The organism is Acinetobacter sp. LipI_19, assembly GCF_058242925.1.
This window is the reverse complement of the sequence record NZ_JBZAYK010000001.1, coordinates 250,936-276,014: the sequence shown is the minus strand read 5'-3', so window position 1 is coordinate 276,014 and position 25,079 is coordinate 250,936. Positions and strand designations below refer to the sequence as shown.

At 37.2% G+C, this 25,079-nt stretch carries 21 protein-coding genes and 1 other RNA gene; 12 read left to right on the top strand and 10 right to left on the bottom strand.

The genetic code is table 11. The features are described from left to right. Positions 1-159: 159 nt before the first annotated feature. Positions 160-518, bottom strand: a transfer-messenger RNA (tmRNA) gene (gene ssrA / locus AC4CVF_RS01305). Positions 519-648: 130 nt separating this feature from the next. On the opposite strand from ssrA, the gene glpK reads away from it, so the two are divergent. Continuing rightward, complete coding sequence (glpK, locus tag AC4CVF_RS01300; protein ID WP_419328229.1) at positions 649-2,130, top strand: glycerol kinase GlpK; 1,482 nt, start codon at positions 649-651, stop codon at positions 2,128-2,130. Positions 2,131-2,204: 74 nt separating this feature from the next. On the opposite strand, the gene def is transcribed toward glpK, so the two are convergent. After that, positions 2,205-2,684 carry a peptide deformylase gene (def, locus tag AC4CVF_RS01295; protein WP_419361360.1) on the bottom strand — a complete coding sequence of 160 codons (480 nt, stop codon included), beginning with the start codon at positions 2,682-2,684 and terminating at the stop codon, positions 2,205-2,207. Between the two features lie 203 nt (positions 2,685-2,887). Between def and AC4CVF_RS01290 the strand changes: the two genes are divergently transcribed. After that, positions 2,888-3,091, top strand: coding sequence for an amino acid transport protein (locus tag AC4CVF_RS01290; RefSeq protein WP_419328228.1), 204 nt, complete (start codon positions 2,888-2,890; stop codon positions 3,089-3,091). 187 nt (positions 3,092-3,278) lie between these two features. After that, a complete protein-coding gene (locus AC4CVF_RS01285) occupies positions 3,279-4,553 on the top strand; it encodes an MFS transporter (protein ID WP_419361362.1) in 1,275 nt (424 codons plus the stop codon). On the opposite strand, the gene AC4CVF_RS01280 is transcribed toward AC4CVF_RS01285, so the two are convergent. From AC4CVF_RS01280 to pnuC, 3 genes are all read right to left on the bottom strand, one after another. Continuing rightward, positions 4,550-5,692 (bottom strand): GGDEF domain-containing protein, encoded by a 1,143-nt coding sequence (locus AC4CVF_RS01280; RefSeq protein WP_336952036.1) that lies wholly within the window; start codon positions 5,690-5,692, stop codon positions 4,550-4,552. The two genes, AC4CVF_RS01285 and AC4CVF_RS01280, sit on opposite strands and share 4 nt — an antisense overlap. Before the next feature lie 734 nt (positions 5,693-6,426). After that, positions 6,427-6,723 carry a hypothetical protein gene (locus AC4CVF_RS01275; protein WP_336952037.1) on the bottom strand — a complete coding sequence of 99 codons (297 nt, stop codon included), beginning with the start codon at positions 6,721-6,723 and terminating at the stop codon, positions 6,427-6,429. Positions 6,724-6,742: 19 nt separating this feature from the next. Continuing rightward, the gene (gene pnuC, locus AC4CVF_RS01270; protein WP_490788770.1) at positions 6,743-7,327 is read right to left on the bottom strand and encodes a nicotinamide riboside transporter PnuC; all 585 of its coding nucleotides are present in this window, start codon (positions 7,325-7,327) and stop codon (positions 6,743-6,745) included. 944 nt (positions 7,328-8,271) lie between these two features. On the opposite strand from pnuC, the gene AC4CVF_RS01265 reads away from it, so the two are divergent. The 4 genes from AC4CVF_RS01265 to AC4CVF_RS01250 all read left to right on the top strand — a co-directional run bounded on the left by AC4CVF_RS01265 (position 8,272) and on the right by AC4CVF_RS01250 (position 12,105). Continuing rightward, positions 8,272-8,916, top strand: coding sequence for a YqiJ family protein (locus AC4CVF_RS01265; protein WP_419328225.1), 645 nt, complete (start codon positions 8,272-8,274; stop codon positions 8,914-8,916). 30 nt (positions 8,917-8,946) lie between these two features. Further along, positions 8,947-10,653 (top strand): flotillin family protein, encoded by a 1,707-nt coding sequence (locus AC4CVF_RS01260; RefSeq protein ID WP_336952040.1) that lies wholly within the window; start codon positions 8,947-8,949, stop codon positions 10,651-10,653. 231 nt (positions 10,654-10,884) lie between these two features. Then, positions 10,885-11,616 (top strand): sulfite exporter TauE/SafE family protein, encoded by a 732-nt coding sequence (locus tag AC4CVF_RS01255; protein WP_419820046.1) that lies wholly within the window; start codon positions 10,885-10,887, stop codon positions 11,614-11,616. Between the two features lie 144 nt (positions 11,617-11,760). Further along, a complete protein-coding gene (locus tag AC4CVF_RS01250) occupies positions 11,761-12,105 on the top strand; it encodes a hypothetical protein (protein WP_419361372.1) in 345 nt (114 codons plus the stop codon). Positions 12,106-12,276: 171 nt separating this feature from the next. On the opposite strand, the gene AC4CVF_RS01245 is transcribed toward AC4CVF_RS01250, so the two are convergent. Beyond that, entirely contained in the window at positions 12,277-12,861 is a 585-nt protein-coding gene (locus AC4CVF_RS01245; protein ID WP_419328221.1) for a 1-acyl-sn-glycerol-3-phosphate acyltransferase, read from the bottom strand. Positions 12,862-13,565: 704 nt separating this feature from the next. Between AC4CVF_RS01245 and AC4CVF_RS01240 the strand changes: the two genes are divergently transcribed. After that, positions 13,566-14,057, top strand: a complete 492-nt coding sequence (locus tag AC4CVF_RS01240) for a copper resistance protein NlpE (protein WP_419361375.1) — start codon at positions 13,566-13,568, stop codon at positions 14,055-14,057. A gap of 386 nt (positions 14,058-14,443) precedes the next feature. Here the strand turns inward: AC4CVF_RS01240 and rhtC are convergent, their stop codons facing one another. Together rhtC and AC4CVF_RS01230 are read right to left on the bottom strand one after the other, a co-directional pair. After that, the gene (gene rhtC / locus AC4CVF_RS01235; protein WP_151957848.1) at positions 14,444-15,064 is read right to left on the bottom strand and encodes a threonine export protein RhtC; all 621 of its coding nucleotides are present in this window, start codon (positions 15,062-15,064) and stop codon (positions 14,444-14,446) included. 762 nt (positions 15,065-15,826) lie between these two features. Continuing rightward, positions 15,827-18,949: a DNA translocase FtsK gene (locus AC4CVF_RS01230; protein ID WP_336952046.1), complete on the bottom strand. Its 3,123-nt coding sequence runs from the start codon at positions 18,947-18,949 to the stop codon at positions 15,827-15,829. A 312-nt stretch (positions 18,950-19,261) separates the two neighbouring features. Here AC4CVF_RS01230 and trxB point away from each other — a divergent pair, with 312 nt between their 5' ends. From trxB to AC4CVF_RS01210, 4 genes are all read left to right on the top strand, one after another. After that, on the top strand, positions 19,262-20,215 hold the full coding sequence (trxB, locus tag AC4CVF_RS01225) for a thioredoxin-disulfide reductase (protein ID WP_490788769.1): 954 nt from the start codon (positions 19,262-19,264) through the stop codon (positions 20,213-20,215). A gap of 110 nt (positions 20,216-20,325) precedes the next feature. Further along, a complete protein-coding gene (locus tag AC4CVF_RS01220) occupies positions 20,326-21,876 on the top strand; it encodes a methyltransferase regulatory domain-containing protein (RefSeq protein WP_336952047.1) in 1,551 nt (516 codons plus the stop codon). A gap of 68 nt (positions 21,877-21,944) precedes the next feature. Beyond that, positions 21,945-22,676, top strand: a complete 732-nt coding sequence (gene aat, locus AC4CVF_RS01215) for a leucyl/phenylalanyl-tRNA--protein transferase (RefSeq protein WP_336952048.1) — start codon at positions 21,945-21,947, stop codon at positions 22,674-22,676. Positions 22,677-22,699: 23 nt separating this feature from the next. Further along, positions 22,700-23,515, top strand: coding sequence for an arginyltransferase (locus tag AC4CVF_RS01210; RefSeq protein ID WP_336952049.1), 816 nt, complete (start codon positions 22,700-22,702; stop codon positions 23,513-23,515). Positions 23,516-23,553: 38 nt separating this feature from the next. Here the strand turns inward: AC4CVF_RS01210 and rimI are convergent, their stop codons facing one another. Together rimI and AC4CVF_RS01200 are read right to left on the bottom strand one after the other, a co-directional pair. Further along, on the bottom strand, positions 23,554-24,012 hold the full coding sequence (gene rimI, locus AC4CVF_RS01205) for a ribosomal protein S18-alanine N-acetyltransferase (protein ID WP_336952050.1): 459 nt from the start codon (positions 24,010-24,012) through the stop codon (positions 23,554-23,556). 111 nt (positions 24,013-24,123) lie between these two features. After that, positions 24,124-25,005 (bottom strand): metal-dependent hydrolase, encoded by an 882-nt coding sequence (locus AC4CVF_RS01200; RefSeq protein WP_096735010.1) that lies wholly within the window; start codon positions 25,003-25,005, stop codon positions 24,124-24,126. Between the last annotated feature and the right edge of the window lie 74 nt (positions 25,006-25,079).

Here is a 25,079-nt window from a genome sequence, read left to right as displayed (position 1 = left end):
ACATCATATCGTGATAGTGCATTATTCTCAAATGATGTTAGTGATAGAGTGTGATAGTAATTTAGGCATTAAAAAAGCCCTGAAACTGTTAAATTTCAAGGCTTTATTAAGTTTCATGATACATCGTATAACTAAGTGATAGATCATGATTTACAAATTTGGTGGAGATGGCGGGAGTTGAACCCGCGTCCGCCAACACTACACTCGAGAATACTACATGCTTAGATATCGTCAATTATTTTAACATTAAGTGACCCGACGAACAGGGTACAAAACGCGATCCTCTAAGTTTAGTATAAAGCCCCGAGGCTTGACTTTATACGGACTTGTGTGCGTGCGCTACAGTCGGGTCCACTGACCACAAGTATTCAGTGAAGCGGACAAGCTGCCCTTAGGCAGCTAGAGCGTAAGATTCGTCGTTTGCGACTAAAATATGCAAATTTGATTTACGAGAGAAAATGCGCTCTCGGCATGCATCTATGAGCTTCATCATCGGCGTCGAAGCCAATAACATCCCCAGATAACACAGCTATCATAACATAATTGTTGCAAATTAAGCAGATAATTCACTACATTTATATCAAATGATGCGCCTAGTTCTATAATTGCGCTACTATCACTATTTTTCAAGGGACAAATATAAAAAAGATGAGCTATTTACTCTCACTTGATCAAGGAACGACCTCTAGCAGAGCAATTATCTTCGATGAGCGTGGAAAGGTATATGCCTCTGCTCAACGCGAAACCCAAATTAAAACCCCGCATTCTGGATGGGTTGAACAAGATGCGATGGAGATTTGGACAACACAAATCACCGTCGTACAGCAAGCAATCGCATCGGCAAGACTATTGGCCAAAGACATTAAAGCACTTGGTTTAACCAACCAACGTGAAACTACGGTGGTTTGGGATAAGAGAACAGGAAAACCACTTGCTCCTGCCATTGTATGGCAAGACCGACGCGCTACAGACTGGTGCAATCAGTTAGTTCAAAACAATTTATCTGAAAAAATACACAAAAAAACCGGATTAAGAATAGATCCTTATTTTAGTGCTGGAAAACTGGTTTGGTTATTGGAAAATATACAAGGCTTAAGAGCGCTTGCTGAACAAAATCATGTGGCATTCGGGACAGTCGACAGCTGGTTAATTTGGAATTTAACCCAAGGTTCAGAGCATGTCATCGAAGCAAGTAATGCTTCACGCACCATGCTGATGAATTTAAAAACACAGCAATGGGATGCTGAATTAATTGAATTTTTTAATATCCCGGTGAGTGTTCTACCTAAAATCATTCAATCCGATTGTTATATTGCCAATACAGCCACAGGGCTTCTTGGTGCGGAAATTCCAATTTGTGGTGTATTAGGGGATCAACAGTCTGCACTCTTTGGGCAATCATGCTTTGAAGCTGGAACAGCCAAAAATACTTATGGGACAGGCTGCTTTATGCTGTTCAATACAGGAACTGATATTCAATATAGCAAAAATAAATTACTCACCACCTTAGCATGGAAATGCCAGGACCAATCGCATTATGCCTTAGAAGGCAGTGTATTTATGGCTGGGGCGATTGTGCAATGGTTAAGAGATGGTTTAGGAATTATCAAAAATAGTGCTGAAGTTGAAAAGTTAGCTTGCCAAGTCGACACTACAGATGGTGTCGTTCTGGTTCCTGCATTTACAGGTCTAGGAGCACCACATTGGGATAGTGAAGCACGCGCTTTACTCTGTGGAATGTCACGTGGAACCAATAAATCACATATTGCCAGAGCTGCCTTAGAATCAATTGCTTTTCAAGTTTCAGACGTTTTAACTGCAATGCAATCAGATATCGCCCACCCCTTAAAACAATTACGTGTGGATGGTGGTGCAAGTCAAAATGATATGCTAATGCAATTTCAGGCAGATATTTTAAATGTACCTGTGCTACGCCCTAAACTTTTAGAATCTACCGCTTGGGGCGCTGCGGCATTAGCAGGATTAAAGGCAGGTGTTTTTAATAATCTCAGTGAAATTTCCGAATCTTGGCAATTAGATCGTGCTTTTGAGCCGAAGATGAGCGCAGACCAAAGACAATATCACCTAAGCTTATGGAATGGTGCGTTGCAGCGTGCAAAGTCCAATTAACAATTCTGCTTAGAAAAGCTTGGCTAAAGTGAAAGATAAAATTCAAGATGAAATTTTAGCCAAGCTTGTTCAGTTTAAAGTCTTTCAACAAACAGAACCCCATTTAAATGGTCGATTTCATGTTGCACAATACGTGCAGGAAAACCATGAAATTGCTGAATAATCTTTTCGCCAGTAAGGGTAAAAAATTGTACAGTAACTGCTTCAGCACGAGCCACTTGCCCTCTTTCATTGGGCACACTTAAACATCCTTCCTCACCCAAGATAGTCTGTTCAGATTTTTCTAAGATTTCAGGATTAATCATTGTAATTGCATCCATTTCAGGAGCATCTGGATAACGTGGATTCGCTCTTGAAGCAACAATAATCACCCGTTTAGAAACATACACTTGTGGTGCTGCGATCCCAACACCATTACGCTCTAACATGGTGGTCTGTAAGGCCTTGGATAATTCGTTTAACCAAGTACTTGAAAACTCAGCTTCAGCCACAGGTACTGCGATTAATTTTAAAACGTCTTCGCCACGTTGGGCGACAGGTAGCATGGCACTCATTATCTTGTACCTTGATCAAATGTAAATCGAATAAATATGAGTTTAGCATTTGAAATGCGATTTCCAATTCAATTATTGTGCAAAAGTATGTGATTATGTACAAATGAGTTTCTATTTATCCAAACCAAATGACAGCTTGTCTTTTAAGCCGTTTTTAATCATGATCGTGTAAATAACAAACGTCCAGTCTATCGTTGAAAATAATGAATACAGCATCCCTATTTTTAGGCTTGATATTTAGCTCAATTGGCTTAGGCTATTTTATTTATGGAAAAAGACAGAGAATGAATATACCTTTTATCTGTGGCATGACTTTGATGATTTTTCCTTATTTTATTGAAAATACAATGATTATGTCTGTATGCGGTATTATTCTGAGTCTTATTCCGTGGTTAATTCGCATGTAAATGATCAATATTCAACCCGATTGAAATTTAGCTTAGTACAATCCTTTTAAAGAAAAATGATTTTTAAATAACCTCGATCACATATAAAAATAAGTAGGATGTATAAAAATAAATATTGATTTTTTAAGTAAAAAATAGTCAATTAAAATGATTACATTCAATCTCTATTTTAAGGCATTGCATCATCATGGACGAAAAATTGGGCCTCAATAAGGAAGCGAAAAGAACGCTTGCGTTGTCTTCTTTGGGCGGTGCGCTCGAATTTTATGATTTCGTTATTTATGTATTTTACGCAAAAATCATTGCTGAACTATTTTTCCCGAGCTCTTTAAGTCCATTTTGGGCAATGCTGAATACTTATGGAATTTTTGCGGCAGGATATTTCTTCCGTCCGTTAGGTGGCGTGATCATGGCGCATTTTGGTGACCTCGTAGGACGTAAGAGACTGTTTAGCTTATCCATTTTACTGATGGCACTCCCTACTTTGTTCATCGGTGTAATGCCAACATATGCAGACATTGGTTTAGCTGCCCCGCTGTTATTGTTGTTAATGCGCGTGGTTCAAGGCATTGCAATTGGTGGAGAAATTCCTGCGGCATGGACATTTGTTTCAGAGCATGTACCGACAAAGAAAATTGGTTTTGCCAATGGTTTGCTTACCGCGGGTTTGTCACTGGGGATCTTATTAGGCGCTGTGATGTCGCTGTTTATTTCACTTAAGTTTAGTGAAGCAGAAATCCATGCTTGGGCTTGGCGTCTCCCGTTTATAGTCGGCGGAGTTTTTGGATTAATTGCCTTATATCTAAGAAGTTATCTTAAAGAAACTCCTGTATTTAAAGCGATGGAGGCGCGTAAAGAACTCTCAAAAGATCTACCCATCAAGCAAGTTTTGGCATCACATAAATCTGCTGTTTTAATTGGGATGTTGTTCACTTGGTTCTTAACTGGTTGTGTTGTAGTGATTATCCTATCTACTCCAAATTTACTGACCACCACATTTAACTTTCAACGTGCAGACGCATTTCAGATGCAAAGCATGGCGATTCTCATGCAAATGCTGGGTTGTATATTGGCAGGTTTGCTCGCTGACCGTTTTGGTTCAGGGCGCGTTATTTGTTTGGGATCGCTCAGTGTGGCAATCACCGCAAGTATTTTTTATTACAGCTTAGGTCATACCGCTCATTCAACGATCTTCGGATTGTACATGTTACTTGGGCTATTTTCTGGCACAGTCGGTGTGGTTTCCTATAGCTTGGTCAAGATGTTTCCCGCCCCAATTCGCTTTTCAGGAATATCATTTTCATACAATGTTGCATACGCGATTGCAGGTGGCCTGACCCTGCCATTAGTCCAATGGATAAGTTTATATCGTGATATTGGTGCTGTGTACTATATTGTTGTGCTTTGTCTAATCACCCTTATCACAAGTCTAGTTTATCGTAAAAAATTTGAAACAGTTTAACGGCGTTGTTTATATTCAAATGAATGCGGAAGTTCTACTTCAAAGAAATGACAAACCTGATTGCGCCCCTTATTTTTTGCCAAATATAGGGCCTGATCAGCCTGACGAATCAACTCCTCTTTTGTTGTTAAAAAAGGATTCGTTGATACTGCGACACCAAAACTAGCTGTCACTTTGAGCGTCTGTTGATGATCTAATCGTATTTCTTCTTTTTCAATTGCTTGACGGCATCTCTCAGCCAGTCTCAGCGCATTTTCTAATGCACCATTGTTCAAGAGAATAATAAACTCTTCTCCCCCAAATCGTCCAACAACATCCTGTTCACGAATATTTTCAGTCAAAATTTTTGCAACCTGTTTTAAAACTGCATCCCCAATATCGTGTCCATACTGATCATTAACACTCTTAAAATAATCTAAATCTAATAACACAATCGCAAAAGAGCTTTGCTGCTGTTTTAATAAATCAATATTCTCACCAATCCTCCTTCTGTTATAAATACCTGTAAGTGGATCTAGAACGCTAATTCGCTGAATCATTTGCTCTCTTTTGCGCCATTGAATTAAGAGAACCTCGAATAAAACGAGACTTGCAAAAAAAATCGGAATATAAAAATACAACATGCAAAACACCCAAAATGTATTTTTATATAGCGACATCGATTGTAAGTGTTCACTAAAAATTGGTGCATAAGTCATTTTATTCATTAGGCTTAATCCAAGGCTGATCAACATAAAACCAGTGATTGGAATGATGATGAGATACACCACTTTTCGTTCAAATAATACCAGTGCCACCGTGACTAAGCTGACATAACCTGCACTTGATGCTGGACTAAAAACTCCGATGCAATGTGCACCAAAAACAAAGATAAGACCAAAATATGCGATGGTTATATACGGTATTATTATTTCAAAAATAGAAATTTTATTTAAAGCACGAATAATAAAAATAAGCGTAAAAAAACCCAATGCTGAAAAAGACAATAATCTGATGTAGGTTGGATAAAAATCCTGATTAATCCAAGCTTGTAGCTCAACTTGAGCGTTGCTAAAAAACCACCAGACAATCCATGATAAAACAGCAACACCTCCCAAGAGGAGCACAAGAGTACACTTCTTAAGATTACTCCAATTCATAATCATGACATCATGCATGAAGTGTTCCGTTGAGCACTGTATTGCCACTCTATTTTTTTGTTTCATATAATAACTAATCCATAAATTTGTAAATTTCTATCCGTTGTTTTATTTATCTGTATCTATCACTTAAATATAACATTCTAGCTATTTTATGTAAGTGTATTTCAAAACATAGATTTTTATTCTAAATAAACCTTAAGGTTAGGATATTAACCTTCATATTCCTTGCAAATATTTCCTAAAGAACTATCATTTTATTACGTTTATTTTATCAATTTAGATTTTAAGTTTTCCTAAAATTTCAATGAGTAAAGTTATTTTCACTTACCCACTTTGACCGAATTCAACTATTTTTTAATAGCTTTATTTGTCAACCTTTAGCCTATTTGGACATATACGTTGAGTTGGATACAAGCACTTTTTAAAATAAGATTTTCCGCCTTTATCATTTTTATTGTTAATTTACTCTAATTTATTTTTATTTTATATTTTAACTTTCTAAAAGTTAATTTCAGCCGTGTCAAAAATTGAAATATCCAATTAGGCTAGTCTTGATCTGGGACCTGAGTATTAATCATCATACTGTTTTAAAACAACAAGCCATCACTACTTTTATTTAAATTCAGTACATACATCACTTTATCATCATCTCTCCAAAATTACTAAAATACAATTGAAGTAAAAATCAAATAAAAATATTTTTTTCAAACACTTAACAAACATACTTGGCTTTATATTTTTTTATAAACTCTAATATTTTTACTGTTAAATTTTAAAACGATAGAAGTTGATTGAATTTCTATATTAAAAATCAGCTCTCTAAATTTGATCTGAATACAAAATTCTTCTGCGCCATCATCCAAACCAGAAGTATTCCAAATTGTACCCTGTGGAAATTGATCTAACCATTGGGCTTTGTAAAAATCAGAGACTGAATCAAAGTCAAGATAATGCTCAGGTTGAGCCATGATTTTTTCAACAAGTTGTTCAAAATTTTGTTTTTGTAATTGAACAAAATCAATAATCATGGCAGCCCCTTAAATGATGTTAAATTCCATTATACATGCTACTCGTTTGTTTCTTTTTGACCTGTTCCCATTGCCACCATCCAAATGCAGCCAGTCCGACAAACGCTGCATACAAAGCAGCTGTTAGGAATAATTCTTTATACATAAACATGCCGACATAGACAATATCAACAAAGACCCAAAGCACCCAAGTCGCAATATGTTTACGGCTGGTCCAATAGGTTGCCAGTAAACTAAATGCAGCCAATTGGGAATCTAAAATAGGCAAAGCTGCATCAGTAAAATAGTGCAACGATAACCCAAATACTCCCCCTCCAACAGCAGCGATGATCATTTGTAGAATTACGGTTTGTACGGCAATCGGCTCTATTCGAATCTCATGATCTTGCTGCTTGCCTTTTAGCCAGTGATAAAAGCCATAAAAATTCACCACCATAAAGAACAATTGTAAGATTGTCTCACCATATAATTTAAATTCAAAGAATAAATAGGCATATAAAACAAAGGCAAAGAAATTAAATACCCAACACCACATATTTCGCTTAATCGTCAATGTGACACCAATAATACTGATAATAACCGCAAATATTTCTAATGGTGACATGGTAAAAAGCTAATAATGAGAGTTAAGGCTATTATGAAAAAATACAGGATGATTGCAAGCAAAACGAACACTAAAATTGAGATGAGGATCTGAAATATAATTTTTGAATCAAAATTCCCAAAAAACGTTATTGTTTTGCGTTTATTTTAATGGCTACGGCAATAAGAAGAATTCATTAAAAAATATAGAATTGTCTTTAAATTACAATTTGCGAATATAATTTTTTAAATGGTGCCTCTTTAAAGATGATACCAAATAGATAAATCAGTCCTCCACGACGAATTGATCATTTCTTTTGAAATATGCAATTTAAGATTTGAAATATGGAAAAATCAACCTAATAGCGCATAGAAACTGTCTGTTTTACATTTAAAAATCACATAAATAACTGATTAAAAAAAAGCGCAACAGAGCATATTTCCAGTCAATAATATGTTTAAAAACATTTATTAAGGTATTATTTTTAGTTGATGTCGATCACATTTCAATCATCTTTACGAGATTTAACACTTGTTTACGTGAATACCAATGAATTTACAGAGGGGAACCTCTACTATCAAACTTAAGTTATGAACAATCCCCAATGTTCATAACATTTCTCCTTAACCGAACTGTGAAAGCAGATTCGTTGTTCTACGCAGTGATCACCCCAATCATTGCGTATTTTTTTGTCTTCAGTTCCCTCTGTAAACTCAATCAGTTATAAGGAATAGTTGGCTAAAATGCAAGCATTACTTTTCAACCAATTCTCATAATATGAAACAATATATTAAATTATAAGATATTGATTTTAATTAATATCATAAAATATTTTGTTGCAACAATACGACAAAACCGATAAACTTAATTTATTAATTGAATTAACTGATGATCATTTAATTATTCAGTTCAAATTAAAAATTTTATTTATAAAAACGCGCGACAATAATTTAGAGTAGAACAATATGTGGGAATTATTTACACACTCATCCAACTTACTGTTTAGCGTGAGTCTTTGCCTGATGTTTTTATTGGGTATTGTGGAGTGTTTACTCCTTATTATTGGTTCAACCTCACAAGGTTTCTTAGACCAGTTTATTCCAGATCAACTCTTAGAAACTCATCATGCAGATGTAGACATTCATACAGATCACAATCTTTTGGTTCAGCTGTTAGATTGGCTCTATCTTGGCCGTGTCCCCGTCTTGGTTTGGTTGATCATTTTTCTAACTGTTTATGCGTTATTTGGTTTTATTGCGCAAAGTATTTTTTTCAATTTCACTGGAAATTATTTTTCAATTTGGATTATTGCGCCAGCCAGTCTTTTTTTATCTATGCCGATTGTGCGAGTGTGTGCAGCACTCATTGCAAAAATTTTACCAAAAGATGAAACCACTGCAATTCACAGTGACGAATTGATTGGTCGTACAGCTCAGATTATTTTAGGCGAAGCAAAACAAAACTATCCTGCACAAGCCAAAGTTATCGATCAATTTGGACAGACACATTATATTTTGGTTGAACCAGAATTAAATGAAATCTTCCAACAAGGTCAAAGTGTGATTTTGACACAAAGAACAAAACTAGGCTTTCAAGCAACTCCACTTTAATTTTTCAATAACAAACCTAGGTATAATAAAATGTTGAATTCAAATTTATATCAAATCCTTGTTTTAGCAGGCATTATATTGATGGCACTGATTGTCATCGGGGTTATTATCGCCCGCCTGTATAAACGCTCAAGTAAAGAAGTTTCTTTTGTCCGTACTGGTTTTGGCGGTGAAAAAGTCATTTTAAATGGTGGCGCAATTGTATTGCCAGTTTTACATGAAGTGATTCCCGTCAATATGAACACCCTTCGTCTTGAAGTCAAACGTGCCACAGATCAAGCGTTGATTACTCGTGATCGTATGCGTGTGGATGTGATGGCTGAATTTTATGTACGTGTTAAACCAACCGCTGAATCTATTGCGACAGCCGCCCAAACCTTGGGTAAAAAAACGATGTCACCACAAGAACTCAAAGATTTGGTGGAAGGTAAATTTGTAGACTCACTGCGTGCTGTTGCCGCTGAAATGGCAATGGAGGAATTACATGAAAAACGGGTTGATTTTGTTCAAAAAGTTCAGCAAGTTGTTTCTGAAGATCTGTTTAAAAATGGCTTAGAATTAGAAACGGTTTCACTGACCGGTTTAGACCAAACCAGTTTTGAATATTTTAATCCTCAAAATGCTTTCGATGCAGAAGGTTTAACTAAACTAACTGAAACAATTGAAGACCGCCGTAAAAAACGCAATGACATTGAACAAGACAATGACTTAGCCATTAAAGCAAAAAACTTAGAAACAGAACAAGCACGCTTGCAAATTCTACGTGAAGAGGAATATGCAAAACTACAGCAAGAACGTGAAATCGCCATTCGTAAAGCTGAGCAATCGGCAGAAATTGCAACACAAGAAGCCGCAAAAAAACGCGAAGCAGAAGAAGCTCAGATTGCCGCTGAACGTGAAGTCGAATTAAAGCGTATTGCGTCTGCACGTGATGTTGAAAATGAAAATATTCAAAAAGCACAGCTGATCCAAAAAGCCCAAGTTGAACAGAAGAAAACCATTGAATTGGCCGAACAAGATCGTGCAATTGCGATTGCTGAAAAATCACGTGCTGAATCTGAAGCTAAAGCATTGGCTGACCAAGCACGTGCACAAGCTGTAAAAGCGGAAGAAGAAGTGACAACTGTTCGTGAAACTCAGCGTGCAGAGCGTTTAAAAGCCGTTGAATTGGTGGCTGCAAAGCAAGTTGCTGAAACAGATGCGATTGCGATTACTGTAGCAGCAGAGGCCGCTAAACAGGCAGCTGCAGATGATGCTGAAGCAGTCCGTATTGCAGCACAAGCGGATGCTGAAAAAATACGTTTAAAAGCCAAAGGTGAAGCAGATGCAAAAATGTTGCTTGCTGCGGCACAAGAAAAGCAATATCAAGTCGACGCTGAAGGTACACGTGCAGTCAATGAAGCCAACAACGTGCTATCAACAGAACAAGTTGAGATGCAAATCCGTTTAGCATTATTGAAATACTTACCTGAAATCATTCGTGAAAGTGTTAAACCAATGGAGAATATTGATGATATCAAGATTCTTCAAGTCAATGGTTTAGGCGGTATGGCAGGTTCAAATGCAACAGGTGAATCTGGTGAACAAAATCAAATTGCTTTGTCTGATCAAGTGGTTAATAGTGCGCTGCGCTATCGTTCTCAAGCCCCACTGATTGATAGCTTAATGAATGAGTTAGGCATTAAAGGCGGAGATATTAATGGTTTAACGCAATCGTTAAAACCAAGCAATGACTAATACAACTCATCTCCTATTTAATTAATTACCAGCCTCTGTCATCAGGGGCTTTTTATTACATAAATTTTTATTCATGATCTGATCGTTTTTAATGGTATACATGTTTACGATACAGATATGCTTATCAAAATAAGTCATGATGGAAACCCATAATTTCTTTTAAAATTGGCTGATTCAACCAAGATTACTCATCTCAATGCTATGCTCTAACTCTATCCAATTTTGTTTAAAATGACTTGGTTTATTTTTATTCTCGGTGCCATGATTGCCGGATTTGTTCAAGGTCTAACCGGTTTTGCCTTTGCTTTAATTGCGATGTCTTTTTGGATTTGGGTATTACCACCACAGTTGGCAGCACCATTGGTGGTGTTTGCTTCGCTATGGAGTCATATCATTGCATTAGGAAAAGAACAAAAACATCAACTCCCTTTTTCCCTTGTTCTCCCCTATATTATTGCAGGATTGATCGGTGTACCTCTCGGTACCTATCTTTTACACCTCATTGATGGAAATACCTTTAAGACCATTCTTGGGTTATTTTTAGTGATTTGGTGTCCAACCATGTTCTTTGCACCTGTGTTTACTCGTATTCAAGCATTGGGTAAAGTTGCAGATGGAAGCATTGGTTTTATTGGTGGTATTTTAGGTGGTCTCGGCGGTTTTTGTGGTGCAGCACCATCAGCTTGGGTCATGCTTAAAAACCTACCCAAACAACAACAACGTTATATTTTAAGACATTTTAATTTTGCAATTCAATTATTCACAATTATTATTTATTTGTGGCAAGGAATCATCCATAAGATCCATCTCCCCTATTTTGCACTCATCATACTGACAGTGAGTATTCCAGCGCTGATTGGTGCGCAAATGTTTTATAAAATATCAGAAAAACAATTTAAACAATTGGTGCTGAGTTTATTATTCGCCTCAGGTTGTTTCTTATTGCTAACATCATTGTTTTAGCAAAATAAAGAGAAAATTGAATGAATTTCACTGGCTATTTATTCAACAACTGGTTGCTAAAATGCAAACAATATCCGAGCGGCTCTATTTTTAATACCCGATTCATCCTACAATTCCGCCACTCATTTTTCTTAAATATCTGTGATGAAAAACTCATTTTTGTTAAGTGCCAGTATTCTCTTAACAGGATGTGTACTTGGCACATCTAGTGAAATTAAAACTGCGGAAAAACTACTTAGCCAATTTCAATGTAATAATATTGAAACAGCAGAATTAGCGCATAGTTCAATTAATACTTATCATGAACGCTCACTTGTAGTGAGTAAAGAAAAAGCCACTGAGTACATCGATCGCTATAAATCTGGAGATGAACTATTTAAAATTCCTCTCGACGAAGTTGTTCAACAGCAATACGATATTTATAAAACAGCCTGTGAATCTCTCGGCGGTGTACAACACTCAACAGTAAGCAACGCTAAAAATAAATAAGCCGCTTACTGTTGAATATTGCAAAGCATTATGTTTTAAAATCATAGTGCTTTTATATCTTGGTATTTAAAAAAATAATGTGAAAAAGCATATAGGCTATTCGCCGCTTTTCCACACTACAGTGACTATCATTGTGTTAAATCAGTCTCAAAGATATATAACATATTAATTTTAGGCGTGAGTAAATCGAGTATCTATACTAAATAAATCTGGATGTTTCGGATTGATCTGAGCATAAAATCCCATGATTTCAGCCATGTCCTGTTCATAATTTCCAGTTGGATAAACAATTTTACCAATCCCAGTTTTCTTATTTTTATAATCCATATACGCCAATGCAATAGGTACACCAGCATTAGTGGCGACATGATAAAAGCCTGTTTTCCACTGTTCTTGCTTTGCACGCGTTCCCTCCGGAGTCACCAGCATCACCAATTTAGGGTGGGTCTTAAACAGCTCACTCATCAGTTGAACCATACTTGGACGTTCCTCTCCATCCTGCTTAGGACGGCGATCAATCCCAATTCCGCCCATAGCACGCACAAAAGGTCCAAAAGGCAATTTCATATAGCTGTCTTTAATGGTAATACGTACATGAACGCCCAAAGCTTTCAGCGCTAAACGTGCATATAGTGCATCCCAATTACTAGTATGCGGTGCTGCAATCATGACACATTGGTCGATGTTTAAATCCCAATGGTTATCAATTTGCCATCCCATCCAGCCTAAACTTTGTTCAGCTAATTTTTCAAACACCCAGCACACCAAAATATAAAGAATTTGCGCTGGATTGTAGCAACCAATAGATCAGATAAAAATCCACTTCGTATAAAAAACCAGCAATTAATATATAATTGTATAAAATTAATTCATCGAAAAACTTGTCAGTAAATATTCAGTTTTGATGAAATTCTGCAATGAATTTGCATATATCAATTTTTCGTTTGGTTAAAATAGTTAATCCAATATAATTCACCACAATGATTATCAAAATGAATTTTTTACGGCTGAATATTCACATTTAACTGGTGAAGGACCTGATATTCAATCCAGCTTCCTAGACAAGACACCACTTCAAACAACTGATTGTCTTGTTCTATGCTTTGTTTCAATTGTGTCCCATCTGAAAAGTATAAATTTTGCTAGTCTGAATGATCTCTATATCTTGCTCATAATTTTTTTCGCATTGCAAAATGACATTTTCAATTTTAATTTAATCATTGCTTTTTTGATTGTGGTTTTTTTCATTGTAAATACGAGCAACATATTCAGCCAAATGAGACATAGATTCGACTACTTAAAATAGCACAATAAGAGAAACTCTATAATAGCCTAACTTTTTAACATCGAACTACATTACTCAGCAATTTCTTACATAATTCACATTTCATATCAGGGAGATAATTTATATTCTGGATAAAATCATTCACATATAATTATTTATTCATTTGGGTTATGTTATGAAAAAAACACTCTTCATCATGTCTATTTTAGCGCTGTCATTAAGCGCTTGTTCTAAGCCGACTCATAATGCATCAGAGGATATCAAAGCGACAGCTCAAACACAGGCTGCTGCATCGCATGAAGCAGCAACCCCAACGATTGATTCAGAACACAATGCTCAAAGTAGCTTGGACTGGGCTGGGGAATACAAAGGCTTACTTCCGTGTGCTGATTGCTCAGGAATCAAAACCAAACTCATCCTCAAATCAGATCACACTTATGAACTGACTGAAGAATATGAAGGGGTTAAAGGTGAAGGCAAAGAATTTAAAACTCAAGGTCATTTTAGTTTTGATGAATCTGGATCGATTATCGGTCTAGATAAAAATGCAGATAACCGCAAATACTTTGTTGGCGAAAATATGTTAGAAGCACGTAGTTTTGCAACGGGTGAAAAGATTGAAGGTCCAAATGCTGAACTTTATCAATTAACCAAAGACGTGGAATAATTTTTAAATTATTTCCGAAGAACAGCATAGGGTCTGTTGACAATTCGTCTAGGTTTGCGACTACGTGTGTTTTTTAGGCGATACTAGGCGCGAAATACGAAATTTAGTCATTCTAAATAAGTAGTTCGTAACGACGTAACGGCAAAAAACACACTAGTCCCCGCTGCGCCTTGCGCTGCAAACAAAGCACTGCTTTGTTCTTGCTCAGGGTTGTGGCTAAAATTATCTCAGCCTACGTTATGAAACTCGAAAATAGTCTCGCTATTCTCTTCGTTTCATGCCTTGCCTGCTCAATTTTAACCTACAACGCAAGCCATTTATGAAATGTCTACAGACCCAAATAAAACCTGCTTCAAGCAGGTTTTTTTAAATTTTGGAGCATGCTTTTAACGATGGCCAATCAAATATGCACCAAAGAGCGTAAAGATCCCACCTGAGATACCATCAATCCATCTTGAGGCATTTTGGTAGGCGGCTTTAAAGCTGGGTAATGAAAATACAAAGGCAACAAAGCTAAACCAGATCAGCGTTTCTACGGAAACAATTATAAATAATAATGAATGCACCCCATCTAAATGTGGATTGGCTAAAAACACTGAAAATACACTACCGAAATAAATCACCGCTTTAGGATTTGATAAATTGGTTAAGAAACCTTTAAGAAAGAAACGTAGATTGCTTTGCGGTAACTCAAAATGATGCTGTGACACAGTCTCTTTCTTACTCAAAGCAGATCTAAGCATTTGGTAGCCTAACCAGCACAGATAAATCCCACCAACAACCAACATTACTTGCTTTAACCATGCCATTTTTTCAAAAATGATATTCAACCCAGCCAAAGCTAAAAAAGCCCAAAACATCACCCCTGCGGTAATCCCCAAAACCACAAAAATAGATTGCTTTCTTGAACGGCTAATTGCGGTTTGCGAGACCAGAAAGAAATCAGGGCCTGGTGTAATCAGGGCACAAAAATGAATAAAGATTAACGTACATAATGCGATCAACATGGACCAGATTCCGTTCAGTGAGACAGATTAATATTAGTGTGAAAATTCATGTTTTTCCATCGATATCTGTACATCCATAAAATTCTTTATACTGATCACAATAGTTAAACCACCTAATTATTCATACAAGTAATTTCCATCAATTCATTGATCATCAATGAAGATTATGTTTTTGTAGGAACTTTTAGAAATTATTGATTACTCATTCGTTTTTTACTTTTGAATCATAGATGGTTATTCTACTGCGGGGCGACACGAATATCTCTGTTGGTCGTGAGTACAGGACGTCCCCCTCGCCCATGAGCAAAAACAAAGCATTGCTTTGTTTGCAGCACAAGGTTTGGCATCCCCTACGAAAAGTGAGGCATCGCCTACACAAAGGTATTTAAACTTTGGATATAAAGTTTAACATGACAAACTTTTGATAATTAAACAACTATACCAAGCAACAAGGATATACAGAAAATTTCTCATAAGACTTGATGTCTATAGGATTTATTGTTTTTTCAGTACTGATTAAACTACCTGAATCTTATGACCCGATTACTGTATTGAATTTCATTTTCTCTACCTGCCTTTAAAACTCTCAGTTTTGCCAAACAGCAAGCCAATCAATTTATGGTCATTGAACAAAAGCAATTTAGTAAAGCTCAAATGGTAGTTATCATGTTATTTTCTATTTTTTGGCTCTTGTATTTAATCGACCTATTTCTCAAACCTACATCATTGCAATGAGCCTAAGCTCATTGCAAGCTGTTTAAATTAGACCAAAATATCTCGCTTACCATTTGGTCCTTGTTCACTGACAATACCCTGCTCCTGCATTTGATCAACAATACGGGCGGCACGGTTATAACCTAAGCTAAACTTACGTTGCAGTGAGGATACAGACACTTTACGTGTTTCTAAGACAAATGAAACACATTGATCATAGAGTGCATCACGGTTCGGATCACCATCACCATCTTCAAAACCACGTGTGGCCGGTTCTTCATCAAACGGCGTAAGAATTTCATCAACATAATTCGGTTCACCACGTTCACGCCATGCGTCACAAATACGGTTGACTTCATCATCGGAAATAAATGCACCATGTACACGCTCAGGATCAATTTTACCCGGACCTAGGAATAACATATCTCCATGACCCAAGAGATCTTCTGCACCACCACCATCCAGAATAGTACGAGAATCAATTTTGCTGTTTACACGTAACGCCACACGAGTCGGAATATTGGCTTTGATCAAACCAGTAATGACATCTACCGATGGACGTTGCGTCGCTAAAAGTAAATGAATTCCTGCTGCACGCGATTTTTGTGCCAGACGGGTAATCATTTCCTCTGCCTTTTTACCCACTTGCATGATCATATCTGCAAATTCATCAGCTACAATCACAATCGAAGGCAATGGTTGCAAACGCGGCGCTCTATCTTGTGTCGCAGAATCACTTGGCTTCCAAGTTGGATCAATGAGATCCTCACCATTTGCAATGGCTTCTTCCACTTTACGGTTATAGTCTGCTAATTTACGGATCTTTAAAAAAGACATCAGCTTATAACGACGTTCCATTTCATTGACACACCAATTCAATGCACTGACAGCATCTTTCATGTCGGTTACAACAGGTGTCAATAAATGAGGAATATCGTTGTAGTTCGCTAATTCCAATTGTTTTGGATCGATCAGAATCAAACGCAATTGATCAGGTGTATATTTCAACAACATCGACAAGATCATTGAGTTTACAGCAACTGATTTACCTGAACCTGTCGTCCCTGCAACCAACATATGCGGGGCTTTACCTAAGTCAGTAATTACAGGATTACCCGAAATATCCTTACCCATTGCCATTGAAAGCAATCCATTTGGATCTTTAAAAACAGGAGTTTCTAGCAGTTCAATCAGGCGTACCATTTCACGGCTGCTATTCGGTACTTCAATCCCGATATAAGGCTTCCCAGGAATCACTTCAACCACACGCACAGATGCCATCGACATAGAACGTGCTAAATCTCGGGAAATATTGGTTACTTTCGAGGCTTTTACACCGGGCGCCAAATCTAACTCAAAACGTGTAACCACTGGCCCAGGTTGGGCTTCGATGACTTTGGCTTTGACATTAAATTCTTGAAGTTTAATTTCTAACAGTTCTGATAAACGTGACAGTTGTTCTGCGGTAAAGTTAACTTTTTTATTTGGATCGACTTTATCCAACAATTCATAACCTGGCAATGTTGGTAAGTCTCGACGCTTATTTGCAACTTGCATTGCACGTGACATCGGACGACCAAATGCATCTGTTAATGGTGCATCTAAGTCAAACTCATCATCCAGCGCTGCCAATTCATTTTCTGACTCATCAAGCGGTTTTCCTGCAGTTTCTTGCCAAGCATCTCTAAATGCATCTTTATCTGCAACAATTAAAGACTTTTCTTCTTCACTGACCAAGGTCGAACTATTTAGATTAGTTTGAATATTGGCACGAGTAAATGGTGTAGATTGAGCATAATTACTGGTTGTGCGAACTTCTGCAGATTGCTGATTTTGTTGGTACGCAGTTGGGCTTTCAGTAAGCTCTTCATCTGCAAGCGATGCAAGCTCATCTAATTCATTGGCTAAATTTTGTATTGCCACCCCTGAACTTGTTGCTGCAGCCACCCCACTCGCAAAGCTTACTCCACCATGAACAGCAGTATCTACATAACCAGATTCCACTTGAGTCTGCGCCGTAGGAGTATTAAATGGGGTATGGATATCTGTGGCTGTTTGTCCATTTGGCACAACTGACAGCAACTCATCAAACACTTGATCATCATCCCAATCAAGCGAAGATTTTTTATTGATCTGCCTATGATCAACAACATGTTGATGCTCGCGTGGTAAATGATCTGCATATTTTTCTTCAGTTTGATCTTCTGAAGCTTTGATCAAGGCATCAATATCACGATTATGGTCTTGATCTTGATGCAAGGCTTTCCATACTTCACCAGATGAAACAGTACGTTGACTGTCTTGTTCTAGACGATGTGCTTTTTCTAAAGTCCGCTCAAATTCCAAATCATCAATATCATCTTGATCAAATTGAACATGATGTTGAGTTTTATTTTCTTGTTCAATCATGTCATCAAATAAGCGTTCAGCTGTTTGATTATGTTTAGTATTTTTAACAATCAAATGCTCTTTTACTGATACCTGATCATCAGCTTCAACGAATTCAGCTTGAGCTGTTATTGGTTCAACCTTATGCGTATGCGCATGATTTTTATTTTTTTGAGGGGATGTCAAATCAAAAGCAGATTCACTTTCAGGAACATTTTTATAAAACAAATCTTGTAAATAAGCAGGTATGGCTTTGAGTGTTGTCCACGTTCTGTTCCATTGAATACCAAATGCTAAGGTAAATAGAACAATGAGCAAGAGCAAAATAAATACAACTGCACCATAAATACTCATCAGTTGGGATAGGCTTTCACCGAGCTCATAACCAATGATTCCACCAGAAGCATTGGCTAATGTGTCTGCTGGTACATTCCAAAGCAAATACAATAGGCTTGAGCTCGCAAGCAAAATAAAAAATTGAGCAGCGTAACGAAACGGGCGACTCACAAAACTTCTTGGCCACCACACTTGGACTGCTTCTATAAAAATAAATACAGGAATGAGTAAGCTTGCCCAACCTAAAAAACCAAACAACAAATCAGCAATCCAAGCACCCGCTACACCACTGGCATTTGAAACCTGTTGTGTATCACTCGAAATATGCATCCAGCCTGGATCAAATGGAGTATATGTCACTGTTGCAAGGAACAGATATATCCCAAATGAAATCAAGAATATTGTTGTTAAAAAGCGCTGTGCATAAACATTTGACACCGCAGTCATATACTATCCTGTAACCAATTGTTCAAATTACTCTTTTCTGAAGCTTGATCAGCTTTCTTGAGAGAAGAAATTTTTATATTATGCACCTGTTCTTAAAAAAAAGATGCACTATTATTTACTTGTGTTGTAAAGCATTGTTAGAAATTTAAGCTTTTATTTCGATAAAAATGCTAAACAGTATTATTTGATTATTCTATATAGCTCAATTCGATTTAGATGATCAATATTATCGACATTGAAGCCACACAACTTTGATAAAGTTTCACGTATAATTCAAACAATTTCTATATTTTTCATAAAAAAGGATGACTCATGAGCGCTCGCCACTCTCGGTTAATTATTTTAGGTTCTGGACCTGCTGGTTATAGTGCTGCTGTTTATGCAGCGCGTGCAAATTTAAAACCAACTTTAATTGCTGGTATGCAACTCGGCGGTCAATTAACCACCACGACTGATGTTGAGAACTGGCCTGGTGATGCTGAAGGTTTAACAGGTCCTGCATTAATGGATCGTATGCAAGCGCATGCTGAACGTTTTGGTACTGAAATTTTATATGATCATATCAATGAAGTTGATCTTCAGGTTCGCCCTTTCGTGCTTAAAGGCGATATGGATGAGTACACTTGTGATGCATTAATTATTGCAACAGGTGCAACAGCGCAATATCTAGGACTTGAGTCTGAACAGGCTTATATGGGTCAAGGTGTAAGTGCTTGTGCTACTTGTGATGGTTTCTTCTATAAAAACCAAAAAGTCATGGTTGTGGGTGGTGGTAACACTGCTGTTGAAGAAGCATTATATCTTTCGAACATCGCCTTACACGTGACCTTGGTACACCGTCGTGACAAATTACGTTCTGAAAAAATTCTTCAAGACCATCTCAATGAAAAAGTTAAAGAAGGTAAAATTTCAATCATTTGGAACCATCAAGTTGATGAAGTTTTAGGTGATAGTAACTCTGGTGTAACTTCTGTACGTATTAAGTCTACCCAAGATGATTCAACTCAAGATGTTGACGTATCGGGTATGTTTGTAGCGATTGGTCACAAACCAAATACAGCAATGTTTGAAAATCAACTTGAATTGCGTAATGGCTATATTCAAGTACGTAGCGGTACTGCTGGCAATGCCACAGCGACATCTGTAGCAGGTGTATTTGCTGCGGGTGATGTTGCTGACGATGTTTATCGCCAAGCAATCACATCTGCAGGTTCAGGCTGTATGGCTGCACTTGACGCTGACCGCTATTTAGATGGCTTAGAATAATTAATTTATTTTGTGTAAAAACAAACCGCCTACATGGCGGTTTGTTTATTTTTGATTTATAAATAAACAAGACCAATGACTTTAAATGAATACAAATTATAGGAAAAAACATGACAACAGCATGGACAGATGGCTATCAGACCGAAGTAAATTACACCTATGGTTACTATAGAGACTTAAGCCCGAATTACCAAAAGTTTTGCTTGTTACTCAATGGGGTTGATTGTCCACCTACCAATGAACGCCACAAACATTGTGAACTCGGCTTTGGTCAAGGTGTCAGTCTAAATATTCATGCTGCATCCAGTTTTGGTTTATTTTTCGGTACAGACTTTAACCCTGCTCATGCTGCCCATGCCAATGTCTTGGCTGAACAAAATCAAGTCCCACATCACTTTTATGACGCAAGTTTTGAAGAGTTACTCAACAAAGACTTACCGATGTTTGACTCGATTAGTTTACACGGGATCTGGAGTTGGATTAGCCACGAAAACCAGCATATTATTTTGCAATTTATCCGAAAATTTTTAAGCCCCAATGGGATTGTCTATATTAGCTATAACTGCCTGACAGGTTGGGCTGCCAATATGCCAATCCGCGAGTTATTTCACAGTCATTTTAAATTTAATAGCACCAGTACCAACCCGCTACAAAAAGTAAATGATTCACTTAACTTTAGTGAAGAGCTGTTAGCGCAAAATCCCCTATTTGCTCAGAGAAATCCAAATGCACTCAACAAAGTGCAAGACTTAAAAAAACAAAATCCAAACTATTTGATTCATGAATACCTGAATCAAGACTGGCAGTGTTTCTCTTTTCAACAAGTGGTAAGAATTTTAGAAGAAATTAAACTGACCTACGCAGGTTCAACAGATTTAAATTCGCATCTAGATAATATTAATTTTAGTGAACAGCATCAGCAATTTTTAAATACCATTGAACACCCTGTTTTTAAAGAGCAATGCCGTGATTATTTTGCCAATACACAATTTAGAAAAGATTTATATATACGCGGGAAAAACACCTTAACCGCATTAGAAATTCAACATCGCTTGAGAAACACAGCCTTTGTCTTATTAACAGCTCCAGAAAAATTACCAAAAACAATTTCAGGATACTTAGGTGAGTTCGATTTAATCCAAGAGATTTATCAACCACTCGGTGCCTATTTTAAACAATGTGACTATAAGCCACAGACGATTGCAGAACTTGAACAAGCCATCCCTGATATTACCTATTCTAAGTTGCTCAATGCCTTGGTGATTTTATGCCACTTAGGTTTAGCACAACCGTGTCAGGCAGCTTCAAATCAAGATATGGTTGAACATGCTCAGAAATTAAATCGTTATTTCCTTGAGCAAGCTAGCTATCATACCAATTATCAAGTCTTGGCCTGTCCACTAACCGGGATTGGTATTCCAGCCGATCAGTTTACCCAACTCTTCTACCGCGCTCATTTTATCGATGGTTTAGACTCTGCCGCACAATTTGCACAATATGTTTGGGATGTGCTAATCCAATTAGGCTGGTTAGTATTAGATCAACAAGGCAATACTGTTTCAGATCCAAAAACCAGCCTTGAAGTCATTCAAGAGAAAGCTCAATTCTTTCTAGATAGTGATAAACTCAAAATTGCAAAACATTTGAAACTTTTTGCATAGGGTCTGTTTAGACATTTAATCACATGATCAGCTAAGATAAAGCTGATCTTTTTTATTGATGAATTCTCGTGAATCAAATCTCCCCTTCACAATTTATTTTTCCAGATCCAATAGAAGCTGATCCAGATGAACAAGGCTTGATTTGTATAGGCGCAGACTTAGCACCTTCTACATTATATGAAGCCTATACACATGGCTTATTTCCATGGTTTTCCGAAGGTGAGCCAATATGTTGGTGGTGTCCAGAACCTCGTTGCATCATTCGCCCTCAGGATTATCATCCAAGTAAATCACTACTGCGAAATATGAAAAAGTTTGATTATAAAATTACCATCAATCATGCTTTTGAACAGGTCATCCGTTCCTGTTCACTCCCACGTAGCTATGCGGATGAAACCTGGATTTCTGAAGAGATTATTCACGGTTATTGCCAACTGTTTGAGGCTGGCTATGCCTATAGCGTTGAAGTCTGGGATCAAGATAAAATTGTAGGTGGATTGTATGGTGTGACGATTGGGCATGGTTGTTTTGGTGAGTCGATGTTTAGCACTCAAACCGATGTTTCTAAAATGGCTTTTTACACACTGATGTTATTGGGCCGAGAAAATAACTTACCGTGGATTGACTGTCAGTTGGTCAATGATCACTTACTCAGCCTCGGTGCTTGTACACTTTCTCGCCATGAATACCTTAAATCGTTACAAGATGTAATAAAACAACCCTCAATAGATTGGAAAAATTATCAAGAGCGTGTATTTTCAAGTAAAACAATAGCGATTTTATCGCGCTTAATGGAATGAAAATAAAAGGAGGGACATGATTTATGAATTCTTATCATCCTAAGTCCCTATTAAACGACTTACAATACTATATTACGCCACCACATGATTGCAGTTATCTAGAAAATAAATCTGCACGTATGGTGTTTCTCGATCCTGTACATCGTATTGATGTTGTCACACTTTCCGAATTATCGCGTGTAGGTTTTAGACGCAGTGGTGACTTTGTTTATCGCCCTGAATGTCATCTTTGCCGTCAATGTTTATCTTGTCGGGTGCCAGTTGCTGAATTTAAAATGAGCAGTGCTCAAAAAAAAGCATGGAAACGCAATCAAGATTTAACCGTTAAAATTATTTCGACCCAAGAGGCGACACAAACGCATTACCATTTATATGAGCGCTATATTATTGAAAGACATGCTGATGGTGATATGTTCCCACCCAGCTATGACCAATTTGAAAAATTCCTGATCCATAGCTGTACCAACAGCTTTTTCCTTGAACTATGGAAAGATGATCGTTTAATTAGTGTCTCTACCTGCGATCAATTGGATGATGGGGTCTCTGCGGTGTATACCTTCTTTGATCCAAATGAAAGTAAGCGCTCACTGGGGGTTTTTGCGATTCTCAAACAAATTGAATATGTAAAATCGTTGGATTTAGATTTTGTTTACCTCGGGTATTGGGTTCCACATGCTGAAAAAATGAATTACAAATCTCAATATGCACCATTTGAATTATTATTAGATGGGCAATGGCGACGGATCAATCGTCATTTGGAGGCTAAAGAAATTGAAGAATTGGGCGATATGCTGATGACCACCCTGCCTTCAGAATGGAATGAGCCGATTATTAAATAATCGGCTTTCACTGTAAACATTCTATAAATTATTAGAACTTATTTAAATAACTTTGAAAAATCATCACTACAGGATTTGACCATAATAATTGCATGTTCACGGCCACCCTGTTGATTTGGATAATAATTTTTTCTTAAATCAATTTGATGAAAGTTGGCTTTTTCATAAAGCGCAATCGCAGCTTTATTTGACTCACGCACTTCAAGAAAGATTTGTACTGGATTATTTTTTAATAATGCAATTGATTCATCTAACAGTTGATAGCCTAGCCCTTTACCTTGCTGGCTCGGATGAATCGCCATGAGTAATAAATTCGCTTCATCTAAAACAGGTTGCAGAATACAAAAACCCACCACTTGATGGTCTTGTTCAATCACCGTACTTAGATAACTTGTTATGGACTCTTCAAATTGACTTTTTTTCCAAGGATGACTTTGTACCAAGTCTTCAATTTGAGAAACAGTGTGCAGATCTGAAGATTGCATTAAACGAATCATCTGCGTTTATCAACTCAATATAAAAAATGAATTATAAGAAATTAAACCAATAAGTCTAATAAAAAGAGCAACAATTGTTGCTCCTTAATTTAAATACTCACTTTAAAAGCCTTACAGACCCAGTTTCGCTTTCCATGTCTCGAGCAAACTTACAGTATCTAGGTCATTTGGATGGAAACCTGGTTTAAAGTATGCCAACATTTCTTTGGTCATTCCTGTGATAATGCCTTTAGATGGGCTATAAGCATATTTATAAATAATACCGAGCTCTTTTAGGTTGAGCTTTCCATCCTCTTTTAATAAACGCACTACAAAAGATGATTGCGCCATAAAGATCAGTACCATTGCAAAAACTAAAGCTGTGGTACGTAAACCATAAGCTTTGATACCTTTACCAAATACAGCTTCATAAACATCATAAGCTACTGCTTTATGTTCATTTTCTTCCACAGCATGCCAATACCACATATACGACATGGTTGGATCAGTCATTAACTTTTGGATATGTCCATTGACTAACAGTTGCGAAGCAATTGTTGCAGTAAAATGCTCTAATGCAGTCGTCGCGGTTAAATCCACCATTTCTTGAGTCATACCAAATGGTTTGACTGCACGTGCAAACCATTTACGTGCACCCTGAATTAACACACCTGTTTCACGCTCGTATTTCTCAACATCATGACCAAACTTTTTTGCTGAAGCATTAAAGTTTTCATGCTCTTTGGTATGCATGGCTTCTTGACCAATGAAAGCACTAATCTCTTTTTGTAATGCTTCATTGTCCTTAATCGCAGGGTGATAACGCACCGCACGTACTGAGTCGATGAAAAGTTTTTCGCCATCTGGGAACAATGCTGACAATGCAGTCATGAAATGTGTAATACCCGCCGAACCACTTGCCCAATATTCAGGTACGTCGTCAAAATTAAAATCCATACGACGTACAGGGAAAGATGCACCAGCACGGTTTGAAATATTCACTTTTGCATTCATTGCGATTCCTCCTATTAAGTGAGATTCACTTAAATTCTTTATGTTTGTTTTTCTCTTTCTTTATATTACGTTTT